Here is a 12,471-nt window from a genome sequence, read left to right as displayed (position 1 = left end):
ACAGGGGTACGGCGCCGTGGCACGCAAGGGACGCGATATTTCTGGATGGCTGGTGGTGGACAAGCCCGCGGGCATGACCTCAACGGCCGTCGTGAACAAGGTACGCTGGGCCTTCGGCGCCAAGAAGGCCGGCCATGCCGGCACGTTGGACCCCGAGGCGACCGGTGTTTTGGCCGTCGCCCTGGGCGAGGCAACCAAAACCGTGCCGTACATTACCGATGCGCTCAAGGCCTACAGCTTTACCGTGCGGCTGGGCCAGGCAACCAACACCGACGATGCCGAAGGCGAAGTCATCGCCGCCAGCGATCTGCGCCCGACAGATGATGAGATCAAACAGGCCCTCAGCCCGTTTGTCGGTGACATCATGCAGGTCCCGCCGAAATTCTCGGCCGTCAAGATCGACGGGCAGCGTGCCTACAAGATGGCGCGCGCGGGTGAGGATGTGGAGCTGTCGGCCCGCCCCCTCTGGGTCGAAGAGTTGATCCTGACCGACCGGCTCGATGCCGATTACGTCACGCTTGAGATGACCTGCGGCAAAGGCGGCTATGTGCGCGCGATCGCACGCGATCTGGGCGCGGCACTGGGCTGCTATGGGCATGTCACCACGTTGCGCCGTGTGTGGTCCGGCCCTTTCGATGCCAAGGATGGGTTGAGCATCGATCGCATCGAGGCGCTGGCCCGGACGCCGGATCTGGATTCCCATCTACATCCTGTCGAGGCCGGTCTCTACGATCTGCCAGAGCTGCGCTGCACACCGGAAGGGGCCACGCGCCTGCGCAATGGCAACCCCGGCATGGTGATCGCGGCGGTTGCGGAATATGGCGATGAATGCTGGGCCTCGTTGGACGGCAAGGCCGTGGCAGTGGGCATCTACAAATCCGGGGAATTGCACCCCAGCCGCGTCTTTAACCAGTGATCACCCGGACCCATACCAAAGGGGACGCGCCCTCCACCGCGATCTATTCCGATTGTGAGCACTATCGCTACAGCCTCACCCGGGTCTGGGACGAGACCGGGCGCAAGGCGCTTTTTGTGATGCTCAACCCCTCCACCGCGACCGAAGTGCAAAACGACCCCACTGTCGAGCGGTGCGAACGGCGCGCCCGTGCGTTGGGGTTCGGCGCATTTCAGGTCACCAACATCTTTGCCTGGCGCGATACCGATCCCAGAAAGATGCGCGCCGCAGCCGATCCCGTTGGCCCCGCCAATGATGCGGCAATCCTTGCCGGGGCGGGCTGGGCCGATCAGATCGTCGCGGCCTGGGGCACCCATGGCGCTCATCTGAATAGGGGACCGGCGGTCGAGGCGCTGTTACGCGGCGCGGGCCACCCGCTCTATCATCTTGGTCTGAGCAAGGCGGGCCACCCCAAGCATCCGCTCTATATCGCCTATACCCAGAGGCCCGAGTCCTGGCTCTGACACCGCTTTTCACGGCGCATTAACCATCTGACCCGGTTGAATTTGACCCGGCATAGCGGGCCATGCGATCTTACCATCCTTGGAACCTATTGTCGGTGTTTGCGGAGCGCATCATGTTTTGGCTGGCTGGATTGATGGGAATCGTTGCCGTGGGCGCGGCCGGTCTGTCCGGCATTATGGACCCGGATGACGACGACACCGCCCGCGACGAGGCAGACGCACAAGATGCGCGCGCCAATCCGGACCCGGTTGAGGAAGGCACCATCGATCTGCTTGACTTAATCGGCGGTGAGGGCGCCGATACCCTTTCGGGCGGGGATATGGGGGATCTCATCACCGGCGCCGAGGGCAACGATGAGATCAACGGGTATGCCGGGGATGACCTGATCGACGGTGCCGAAGGTCATGACCATCTGCATGGCGCGGACGGTCAGGATACCCTCACCGGGGGCGCGGGCGACGATCATCTCCATGGCGAAGACAGCCAGGATGTCCTGATGGGCGGGTCGGGCGACGATACCGGCTATGGTGGCAATGACGATGATATCCTCGACGGTCAGGAGGGCGACGATCAGATGCATGGGTCCGCCGGGGACGATGTCGTTCTGGGCGGGTCGGGCGATGATGCGCTCCATGGTGGCCTGGGAGACGACACTCTGACGGGCGGTGACGGCGCCGATACGCTCTTTGGTGGCTGGGGCGACGACATGCTCGACGGTGTGGAAGATGCCGACGCCAATGCGGAAGATCAGGTCGATTTCCTGAACGGTGGCGGCGGTTCAGACGCGATTACAGCAGGCGAAGGCGACATCGTTACCACCGGCGACGGGGCGGATACGCTGTTTCTGGGGGACTGGGTCGTGCATGGCAGCGCCGTCGATGTAATGGATTTCGACGCAGCCGAGGATCGTCTTGTGATGATCTGGGACGGGGACATGGGCGACCAGCCCGAAATCGATCTGGTGCCGGATGCGGAAAACCCCAACGATGTGCATCTGCGCATGGATGGGGAGGTTGTGGCCTTGGTCCGTGGCGGCGCGGACATATCTTCCGACACCATCGCGCTTCTTACCAGTGTTGAGGCCACTGCGCTTGGGTTCGCCGCGCCCTGACCGCAGGTGATCGTCAAACACCTCAACAATCTCTTTGCTATTGGTGGCCAATCCGCCTATACGCCCCCATTCCAACCCGGAATCGCCCCGTCACGGGGGGCCGGGCGAATATCTCCAAGGGCCTGCGCTGGACGACATCCCGGCCTGTGCCATTCACATCAACTTTATCCAAGGAGACCCCGATGTCGATTACCGCAGAAGCCAAAGCGCAGGTGATGAAGGATTTTGCAACTAAGGACGGCGATACCGGTTCGCCCGAAGTGCAGGTTGCCATCCTCAGCTCGCGCATCTCGACCCTGACCGAGCATTTCAAGACCCACAAGAAAGACAACCACGGGCGCCGTGGTCTGCTCAAGATGGTCGCCCAACGCCGCAAATTGCTGGACTACCTCAAGGCCAAGGATGAGGGCCGCTATCAGGACCTGATCAAGCGTCTGGGTCTGCGCCGCTAACCCGGCTCAGAGCACCGAAATTCCAAACGCCTGCCCAACATCCGGGCAGGCGTTTTTTGTTTCGATATAGCAATCCGCCATGCCGTTTATACCTGCTCGCGCGGGGTATTGCATCCGTAAGACCCGGTGAGTGGAGGATTGCCGACCGTCCCTCATCCGGTGCGCCACCCCAACATTCGCTTTGGATACATTGTGCACAAGCCAAGAACGGAGCTTGCGCTCCTTGCTCGTTTAGCGCCCTAATCGCGCTGAGGTTCTGAAAGAGGGGTGCAGGCCCATGTATACCGCGCAAAAGGTTGTGATCATCACGGAACGGGTCATCCTGGATCGCGTGGCAGAGATCATCGAAGCGCAGGGCGCGACCGGGTACACGCATGTATCCGCCGGGGGTAAGGGCAGCCGTGGAAAACGCTCAAGCAACCGGCCGGGCGTGTCAGGAATCTCGGCGAATGTGAAGATCGAGGTGATCGTCGGCTCGCTCGAAATGGCCGAGGCCATTGCCGATGCGGTGGCCGGGGCCTTTTTCGACAACTATTCCGGCATCACCTATGTCGAAGAGGTGCAGATCCTGCGCCCGCACAAATTCCTCAGGATCGACGATTAGAGCGTTTCGGCTTTGCATTGGACCGTGTCTTCGCTGCCATCCCTTTCGGCGGAATGTGCAATCGGATCAGAACACCACCTGCGCCAGCGCGATGAACAACGGGATGCACAGCCCAATCGCCACCGGCGTGCCCACGGAAGTGGACGCGCCGATATAGGCCGAAGGGTTCGCCTCCGGTATGCCCGCGCGCAAGGTCGGCGGCCCCGAGATGTCCGAGGAGGAGGCCGCCAGAACCGCCAGAAGAACGATACCGCCAGGGCTGAAGCCGGTGGCCAGATGGATCAGGTAACCGATGCCAAAAGCGATCAGCCCATGCGCGATTGGGGCCACAAAGGCGTAGACCGCGTACCACTGCGCAACGCGCCGCAGCTCGGCCAGGCGGGACCAGGCCTCCATCCCCATGATCAGCATCAAAACCGACAAGAGCCCCCGGAAAAGCGGATCGTAAAACGTCTCGAATACCTGTTCGGGCCGCGTCAGCAAGCCCAGGGCCAGCCCCAAAATCAACGCCGAAAGGGCAGATCCCTGCAGGCTTTCCTTGGTGATCGACCAAGCAGATACAGCGGGTCTGTCCGGGGCTGTTTTGGCCTTGTGCACACCCGCCAGTACAATCGCCAGCACCAGTGCAGGAATGTCCATGAATGGATAGAGCGCGGGCACCCAGGCCTCATACTCCATATTCTCGAACTCCAGCACAACCATCGCCGCCCCGAGTGTTGAGGCCGACACCGCCCCAAACAGACCCGCTGTCGCAATCGCATCCGCACGTTTGATCCCCGGCAAGAGACCAAGGGTGACAATCCCCAAAAGGACGATCCCCGCGCCGATCCCCATCGCGGCCAGGGCAGGCAGGATCATCTCGGTCAGGTTGGCGTCGCGGATCTCCATCCCGCCATTCAGCCCGATCCGCATCAACAGCATGAACACACAGAATTGATAGATCGAATCCGGGATTTGCAGCTTGGACCCAAAGGCCGCCACCAGAAACCCGCCGATCAAAAAGGCCAGCGACGGCGACTGAAACTGCGCCACCAGCCGCAGCAGGAAATCCGCCAATATGTCCATGATGCCCCCGATATGGTTTTGCCCATAGATGGTGCAATTCCGCTCAAAGAGCAAAGGGAAGCGTGTCATCCCCCTTTGACCGTTGCACGCCGAGGGTCACAAGAGCCAAGCCTGGCCAAGGGTTGAGCAAAGGATCACGGCAGCATGAAGTGGATTGCAAGAGGGTTTGGTATTCTGGTCGTCCTGGCGCTGGTCGCGGATAGCAGCAGCTATCTCTGGGCCACCCGGAACATACCCGCCACCCACCAGACGCTGGCCGAGGCCGATCTGCCGGGCCTCATCCCGGTGTGGGATTTCTGGATCGAACGCAACTCTGCCTGGGAATACAAACCCTCCGTCGCGGGTGAGTATGTGGCGTTTCGCGCTGTGTGGGGTCTGAGCCAGGTCGTGACCGTCCAGGACACCGCGACACGGACCGACACTGCCCATATCGAAGATGTCGATCACATTTTTTGGTCGGATATCGCGCCTGCGCTTTATGCGTTCATCGATACCCGCATGTGGCGGATCGATCCTGCCGAGCCCGCGCCCGAGGCCTGGCAGGACATCACGCCGCGCGGATTTCGGGGTTATTTCGTCGAAAACCGCGTAACGGGGCCCGACGAGCTGTGGCTTGTCAGCTCTCGGGATCGCAACCCCGCCTTTTCCGACCTTTTCACAACGCGGCAGGATGGCAGCGGCAAGACCCTGCAGCTTGAGAACGAGGGGCAGACCCTGGGCTGGTCGCTGGATGCAGCACTGACACCGGTGCTGCGCTTTGACCGGATGGACGATGACCGCGTCGATGTCCTGAAGAGGGTGGAGGATGAATGGCAATCGGCCTTCACGGTCGATCCGCTCGACACGATCTGGGTGCGCGAGGTTGTGCCCGCAGACGGGTTCGAGCTGGCGCTGTCGTCACGGGCGCGCGACACGGTGGCCCTCGTTCAGTTCGATCTAGCCAAGAGGCAGGAGACAGTCCTGGCCGCGCATGAGACGGTCGATTTTACCCATTCGATAGATTTCGACCCGCATGACGGGTAGATTGACGCCCTGCTCAGGGCCGCCGCAGATGCCCAGATGCTGCCGACATCCGAATGAGGCGCGCGGTTTGCGCGGCTGATCCAAAGTCTTGACGACCGGGTCGAGCTGGAGAGTGCGCATTGGGCCGGGACGGGGCGGTTCGTCACCGTCACGGTGTCACCGGATGCCAAAAGCTATGACTACTTGCTGCTCGATCTCGAAGAGGGGCGCATCACACCGCTTGGCAGGTTCCATTTCCGGCAATCGCATGCCGGAAAGCTTGCCGACACGCGCGAGGTCACGATCCCCGCGCGCGATGGTGTCCCGCTTCCGTCGCTGTTGATGCTGCCGCCAGGCGCGGAGGGGCCCGGTGCCGCTGATCGTCGAGGTGCATGGCGGACCCGCGTATCACCTAAGCTCGGCTTATGACCATTTCCGCCAGTTTCTGGTCAATCCCGGCTATGGGGTGCTGGCGGTGAATTTCCGTGGCTCGACCGGGTATGGCAAGGCGTTTCAGGCCATGGGGTCTGGCGCATATGGGCGCGAGATGCAGACCGATCTTTACGGCGCTGCGGCCTGGGGGGTGGCCCACGGCTATGGCGATGCGCAGGCGCCGACGATCATGGGCAGCAGCTATGGAGGGTACGGCGCGGCGATGGCCGCCACCGATCCCGACAGCCCGTTCACCGTCGCCATCGTGAAAAACGCGGTTCTGGATGTGGAACACCAGATGCGCAACAACCCCGCCGCCTGGGGGCTTAACACGGTCTATCTGGAGCGCTATTTCGGGCGGATCGACCGGTCCGAGGAGATCGAGGATATGCGCCGCTTTTCGCCCATCGCCCGGGTCCGGGATCAGGCGGTACCGATCCTCTTTCTCGCCGGAAAGCGCGACGGTGTGGTTGGGTTCGAACAGACCGAAACCCATCTGCGCGATGCGCGCGCCGCGGACAAGCTGGTCGAGGCGCTGATATTCGAGGATGAGGGCACAGCGTCTCGCGCTGGCAAAACCACGTGCGCCGCACCCGCGCGATCGAGACGTTTCTGGCCCGGCATCTGGACGGGCGCGATGGCGGCTGGGACCCGGCCCAACTGGCTGCGGATCTGCTGGACTGAACGCGGATTGCCAGGAAAATCAGTGGCCTTTTCATGCAGCCCAAAACCATGTATGGCGCTGGCTATCTGAGACGGTACGCTTTGGACCCCGGCGTTCGCGAAAAGGATTGGGGTCGGCGGCAATGGGGCCGCCATTCAAACGGGAGACGCGGGATACGCCTGCGAGTGCTCCCAAGATAGGACGAACGATGTTTAACATTTCTACGAAGTCGATACAGTGGGGCGAAGAAACGCTCACACTGGAAACGGGTAAAGTTGCCCGTCAGGCAGATGGCTCGGTTATTGCCACATTGGGTGAGACCTCTGTCATGGCAAACGTGACCTTTGCCAAGCAGCCCAAGCCGGGTCAGGATTTCTTTCCTCTGACCGTGCATTATCAGGAAAAATACTATGCCGCCGGTAAAGTGCCCGGTGGCTTCTTCAAGCGCGAAGCCCGCCCAACCGAAAAAGAGACACTGACCGCGCGTCTGATCGACCGTCCGATCCGTCCGCTGTTTGTTCCAGGCTTCAAGAACGAAGTGCTGGTGATGTGCACCGTGCTCAGCCACGACCTGGTCAACGACCCGGACATCGTGGCAATGATCGCCGCGTCTGCCGCACTGACCATTTCCGGGGCACCGTTCCGGGGTCCGATTGCAGGCTGCCGGGTTGGATACGAGGATGGCGAATACGTCCTGAACCCCACGGTCGATGACATGCACGAGCTGCGCATGAACCCCGATCAGCGTCTGGATCTGGTTGTTGCAGGCACCAAGAACGCCGTGATGATGGTCGAATCCGAAGCTTATGAGCTGACCGAGGCGGAAATGCTGGGCGCGGTGAACTTCGCGCATGAGCAAATTCAGCCAGTGATCGACCTGATCATTGCCCTGGCCGAGGATGCCGCGAAAGAGCCGTTCGATTATCAGCCCGCCGACATCTCGGAGATCTATGCCGCTGTCAAAGCCGCCGGTGAAGACAAACTGCGGGAGGCCTACAAGATCCAGGACAAGCAGGAGCGGACCACGGCGCAAAACGCCGCGCGCGATCACATCCTGGAAAGCCTGACCGAAGAACAGCGTGACGACATCAACGTCGTGCAAGCCATCAAGAAGCTTGAAGCGGCGATCCTGCGCGGCGATGTGGTCAAGACCGGCAAGCGGATCGACGGGCGCGATACCGACACGGTACGCCCGATCGTTTGCGAAACCGGCCTTTTGCCCAGGACACACGGCTCGGCGCTCTTCACGCGTGGCGAGACCCAAGGCCTCGTGGTGACCACGCTGGGCACCGGTGACGATGAACAGTTCATCGACGCGCTGCATGGGAATTTCAAATCGAACTTCCTGCTGCACTACAACTTCCCCCCCTATTCGGTGGGCGAAGCGGGCCGCGTGGGCCCTCCGGGCCGTCGCGAGATCGGTCACGGCAAACTGGCCTGGCGCGCATTGCAAGCCGTGCTGCCCGCGCCCACCGATTTTCCATATACAGTGCGTGTCGTGTCCGAGATCACGGAATCGAACGGCTCGTCTTCAATGGCGTCGGTCTGCGGCGGCTCTTTGTCGATGATGGATGCCGGCGTGCCGCTCAAAGCGCCAGTAGCAGGCGTGGCCATGGGCCTGATCCTGGAAGAGGATGGATCCTATGCGATCCTGACTGACATTCTGGGTGACGAGGATCATCTGGGCGACATGGACTTCAAGGTGGCTGGCACCGAAAACGGCATCACCTCGCTGCAAATGGACATCAAGGTCGCGGGCATCACGCCCGAGATCATGGAAAAAGCGCTGGCACAGGCCAAGGACGGTCGGATGCACATTCTGGGCGAGATGGCCAATGCCCTGACCGAAGCGGGCGATTTCAGCGTTCATGCACCGCGCATCGAGACGATGCAGATCCCTACCGACAAGATCCGCGAAGTCATCGGATCGGGCGGCAAGGTGATCCGCGAGATCGTTGAAGTGTCCGGTGCCAAGGTCGATATCAACGACGAGGGCATCATCAAGATTGCGTCACCGAATGGCGATTCAATCCAGAAAGCCTATGACATGATCCATTCGATCGTGGCCGAACCCGAGGAAGGGCACATCTACAAGGGCACAGTTGTCAAGATTGTGGACTTTGGCGCCTTTGTGAACTTCTTTGGCAAGCGCGACGGGTTGGTACATGTCAGCCAGATCGAAAACCGTCGCCTGAATCATCCTTCGGATGTGCTGAAGGAAGGACAAGAAGTCTGGGTCAAACTGTTGGGCTTTGACGATCGCGGCAAGGTGCGCCTGTCGATGAAAGTCGTCGATCAGGAGACGGGGCAAGACGCCCCTCGCGAAGAGAAGAAGAAAGAAGAGGCTGAGTAAGCTGCTTCTTTAGAGACCTGAACTGAGGCCTTCCGTCTTGGGAGGCCTCAGTCTTTTCTGGGGGCTCTGCCCCCGGCCTACGGCCTCCCCCGCCGGTATTTTGAAAGAGAAGAACTGTGAGGGAGCACCTCTGCTTCTTCTGGCCTTAAATATTCCCAGGGTTTGGGACAGCGTCCCAAGGCCCGTGCGGCCCCGCACAAATTGAATCGTCTGCGGCGCAGCCGCTCCTTTCTGGCGGGACTGATGATATCTGGCGAGACGGTGACCCGCAGGGTAATGAGGGCACATGCACAGCCTGATCATTCATATGACCAAAAGCCATGCGCGCCGTCCAAATGCGGAGCGGCTGATACAAGACCTGCCCAATGCGGAACTGGTCGAGGCAGTGGATGGCCGTGATCTGACGCGGATCGGATCCCTAACGATACGGGCCGGGAACCTGCATCACCCAGCCTATCCCTTCGCTTTACGTCCCGCCGAAATCGGCGTCTTCGAGAGCCACCGGGCCTGCTGGCAGACCGTTCTGGATCGCGGATGGGACCGGGGGTTGATCGTGGAAGACGATCTTGCCGTGGACCCGGACATGCTGGCGCGCGCGCTCAGGATACTTGACGCTCATATGACGCCCGACATGGTGGTGCGGATGCCGGTCAAAGATCGTGAAACGCCTACACATGTTCTGACACAAGATGGCGAGATGCAGTTGATCTTGCCCAAGGTCATCGGCCTGCAATGTATCTGCATGGCCGTGGGCGCGCGCGCGGCGGCGCGGCTGTTGCGGGCCAGCCGGGAAATAGACCGGCCCATCGACACCTGGCTGCAAATGCACTGGGTGACCGGTCAGCCGGTGCATACGCTCTTGCCCAATGGCAACCGTGAAATTGCCGACGCAATCGGTGGTTCGACGATTCAAACAAGAACCCGCGCCAGCGGGAAACTGGCGCGGGAAATCAAACGTGCAGCCTATCGCGCGAAGATCGCAGCAAGACCGCAAAAGGCGTAGACCTGCCTTTATCCCGGCAGCTTGGTCATCCGCAGATACGGCAGCACGGTCTTGAACTCACCGAATTTGGCCTTTGCGTCTTCGTCCGAGACGGTTGCGGGAATAACCACATCCTGGCCCACTTCCCAGTTGGCGGGGGTCGCCACACCATTCTTGGCGGCCGTTTGCAAACCGTCGAGCGCGCGAAGAACTTCGGCAAAGTTGCGACCCACATTCATCGGATAGGTCATCGACAGTTTCAGTTGCTTGTCTGGCCCGATGATAAAGACCGAGCGCACGGTTGCCGTGTCATTCGGCGTGCGCCCATCCGGCAGATACGCCTCGGACGGCAACATGTCGAAGGCTTTGGAGACTTCCAGCCCGGTATCGGCGATAATCGGGAATCCCGGCTTGGCGCCACCGGCAACCTCGATATCGCCTTTCCATTTCTTGTGGTCCTCGACCCCGTCCACCGACACGCCGATCACTTTGGTGCCACGTTTGTCCCATTCGGCGGCCAGCTGTGCGACAGCGCCGAATTCGGTGGTGCAGATGGGCGTAAAATCCTTGGGGTGCGAAAACAGGATCGCCCAGCTGTCGCCGATCCAGTCATGCAGGGTAATGCTGCCGTGATCGGTTTCGACCGTCAGGTTGGGGATGGTGTCATTGATACGAAGTGCCATGTTGTCCTCCTTCTAGCGACTCAAGATTGGGCACACCCTAGACGCTGAGCTTGGGGGTTACATCCCCTCTCTTGCCCCCGACAGAGCGGGGTGACAGAGTGGCGCCGAATCGCCGACCGCCCGGTCGGACATGTAAATGGATATGGGAGCGTCCAGCATGATCGAGAAACGTCAGTTCTACATCAACGGAGCTTGGGTCGACCCAGCGGAAGCCAATGATTTCCACGTCATCGACCCCTCGACCGAGGAGCCTTGCGCCGTAATCTCTCTGGGCAGTCAGGCCGACACCGACGCCGCCGTGGCCGCCGCCAAGGCCGCCTTGCCCGGCTGGATGGCAACCCCACCCGCAGAGCGGATCGCGCTGGTGGAAAAACTGCTGGACGTATTCAAGACCCGCTCCGAGGATATCGCCCGGGCAACCTCGATGGAGATGGGCGCGCCCATCGACATGGCACGTCAGCAACAGGTGCCTTCTGGCGCCTTTCACCTGAAGAACTTCATCCGCGCGGCCAAAGCGTTTGAGTTCGACAAGCCGCTGGGTGATCACGCGCCCAATGACCGGATCATCTATGAAGCGGTGGGCGTCGCTGCCCTGATCACGCCATGGAACTGGCCGCAGAACCAGATCACGCTCAAGGTAGGGGCCGCTGCGGTGGCGGGCTGTACGATGGTTCTCAAGCCTTCAGAACAGAGCCCGCTCAACGCGATGATCTTCGCCGAATGCATGCATGAGGCGGGCTTTCCGCGCGGCGTCTTCAACCTTGTGAACGGTGACGGTGTGGGCGTGGGCTCACAGCTCTCGGCCCATCCGGATATCGACATGGTCAGCTTTACCGGCTCGACCAGGGCGGGCACGGCAATTTCCAAGAATGCCGCCGATACGCTGAAGAAAGTGCATCTGGAGCTGGGCGGCAAGGGCGCAAACCTGATCTTTGCGGATGCCGATGACAAGGCGGTCAAGCGTGGCGTGATGCATATGATGAACAATACCGGCCAGAGCTGTAACGCACCCAGCCGGATGATTGTCGAAGAAAGCGTTTACGATCAGGCCGTTGAGGCCGCGACCGAAGCCGTGGCCAAGATCAGCGTCGGGTCGGCCCATGACGAGGGGCGCCATATCGGCCCCGTCGTGAATGAGCTGCAATGGACCAAGATCCAGGGCCTGATCCAGAAAGGCATTGACGAAGGCGCGCGGCTGGTGGCCGGTGGTCCAGGGCGGCCCGAAGGGTTCAACAAAGGCTACTACGTGCGCCCCACGATCTTTGCCGATGTGACCAGTGACATGACCATAGCGCGCGAGGAGATCTTTGGCCCCGTTCTGTCGATCATGAAGTTCGACGACGAAGAGGAGGCCGTCGAGATGGCGAATGACACCGTCTATGGCCTGACCAACTATGTTCAGACCGGTGACACTTCGCGCGCCAACCGTCTGGCCCGCAGGCTGCGCTCTGGTATGGTCGAGATGAACGGACAAGGCCGCGCGGCAGGTGCACCTTTCGGAGGCATGAAACAGTCCGGCAACGGGCGCGAAGGCGGCGTCTATGGGATCGAGGATTTTCTGGAAATCAAATCCGTTTCGGGCTGGACGCCTGAATAAATCATCTGATGAACAGACAGGCGAGCCGTCCCGAGGGGCGGCTCTTTTGCGTGGTCAGGCCAGAAACGAGCGGGTGGCAGCCTGAGCGCGTCTCGCGTATGGACCG

The 12,471-nt window shown here is 60.9% G+C and carries 12 protein-coding genes; 10 read left to right on the top strand and 2 right to left on the bottom strand.

Annotated elements, in window-relative coordinates:
* Window positions 1–16: 16 nt before the first annotated feature.
* The 5 genes from truB to HEP69_RS09655 all read left to right on the top strand — a co-directional run bounded on the left by truB (window position 17) and on the right by HEP69_RS09655 (window position 3,587).
* Window positions 17–916, top strand: a complete 900-nt coding sequence (gene truB / locus HEP69_RS09675) for a tRNA pseudouridine(55) synthase TruB (RefSeq protein ID WP_290558307.1) — start codon at window positions 17–19, stop codon at window positions 914–916.
* Window positions 913–1,419 carry a DUF1643 domain-containing protein gene (locus tag HEP69_RS09670; protein WP_290558306.1) on the top strand — a complete coding sequence of 169 codons (507 nt, stop codon included), beginning with the start codon at window positions 913–915 and terminating at the stop codon, window positions 1,417–1,419. The genes truB and HEP69_RS09670 overlap by 4 nt, the downstream gene beginning before the upstream one ends.
* Before the next feature lie 113 nt (window positions 1,420–1,532).
* The gene (locus HEP69_RS09665; RefSeq protein ID WP_290558305.1) at window positions 1,533–2,531 is read left to right on the top strand and encodes a calcium-binding protein; all 999 of its coding nucleotides are present in this window, start codon (window positions 1,533–1,535) and stop codon (window positions 2,529–2,531) included.
* A gap of 182 nt (window positions 2,532–2,713) precedes the next feature.
* Entirely contained in the window at window positions 2,714–2,983 is a 270-nt protein-coding gene (gene rpsO, locus HEP69_RS09660) for a 30S ribosomal protein S15 (RefSeq protein WP_290558304.1), read from the top strand.
* A 277-nt stretch (window positions 2,984–3,260) separates the two neighbouring features.
* Complete coding sequence (locus tag HEP69_RS09655; RefSeq protein ID WP_290558303.1) at window positions 3,261–3,587, top strand: hypothetical protein; 327 nt, start codon at window positions 3,261–3,263, stop codon at window positions 3,585–3,587.
* Between the two features lie 66 nt (window positions 3,588–3,653).
* Here the strand turns inward: HEP69_RS09655 and HEP69_RS09650 are convergent, their stop codons facing one another.
* Window positions 3,654–4,721 carry a sodium-dependent bicarbonate transport family permease gene (locus HEP69_RS09650; RefSeq protein WP_290558302.1) on the bottom strand — a complete coding sequence of 356 codons (1,068 nt, stop codon included), beginning with the start codon at window positions 4,719–4,721 and terminating at the stop codon, window positions 3,654–3,656.
* A 75-nt stretch (window positions 4,722–4,796) separates the two neighbouring features.
* Here HEP69_RS09650 and HEP69_RS09645 point away from each other — a divergent pair, with 75 nt between their 5' ends.
* From HEP69_RS09645 to HEP69_RS09630, 4 genes are all read left to right on the top strand, one after another.
* Window positions 4,797–5,675, top strand: coding sequence for a hypothetical protein (locus HEP69_RS09645; RefSeq protein WP_290558301.1), 879 nt, complete (start codon window positions 4,797–4,799; stop codon window positions 5,673–5,675).
* Between the two features lie 349 nt (window positions 5,676–6,024).
* On the top strand, window positions 6,025–6,840 hold the full coding sequence (locus HEP69_RS09640) for a prolyl oligopeptidase family serine peptidase (protein ID WP_290558300.1): 816 nt from the start codon (window positions 6,025–6,027) through the stop codon (window positions 6,838–6,840).
* Window positions 6,841–6,958: 118 nt separating this feature from the next.
* Entirely contained in the window at window positions 6,959–9,103 is a 2,145-nt protein-coding gene (gene pnp / locus HEP69_RS09635) for a polyribonucleotide nucleotidyltransferase (protein WP_290558299.1), read from the top strand.
* 286 nt (window positions 9,104–9,389) lie between these two features.
* The gene (locus tag HEP69_RS09630; protein WP_290558298.1) at window positions 9,390–10,106 is read left to right on the top strand and encodes a glycosyltransferase family 25 protein; all 717 of its coding nucleotides are present in this window, start codon (window positions 9,390–9,392) and stop codon (window positions 10,104–10,106) included.
* 8 nt (window positions 10,107–10,114) lie between these two features.
* On the opposite strand, the gene HEP69_RS09625 is transcribed toward HEP69_RS09630, so the two are convergent.
* On the bottom strand, window positions 10,115–10,768 hold the full coding sequence (locus HEP69_RS09625; RefSeq protein ID WP_290558297.1) for a peroxiredoxin: 654 nt from the start codon (window positions 10,766–10,768) through the stop codon (window positions 10,115–10,117).
* 157 nt (window positions 10,769–10,925) lie between these two features.
* Between HEP69_RS09625 and HEP69_RS09620 the strand changes: the two genes are divergently transcribed.
* A complete protein-coding gene (locus HEP69_RS09620) occupies window positions 10,926–12,365 on the top strand; it encodes an aldehyde dehydrogenase family protein (RefSeq protein WP_290558296.1) in 1,440 nt (479 codons plus the stop codon).
* The last annotated feature ends 106 nt before the right edge of the window (window positions 12,366–12,471 follow it).

This window comes from Aestuariivita sp., assembly GCF_021404545.1.
Classification (GTDB): Bacteria; Pseudomonadota; Alphaproteobacteria; order Rhodobacterales; family Rhodobacteraceae; genus Aestuariivita.
This window is presented reverse-complemented; position numbering and strand designations above follow the sequence as displayed.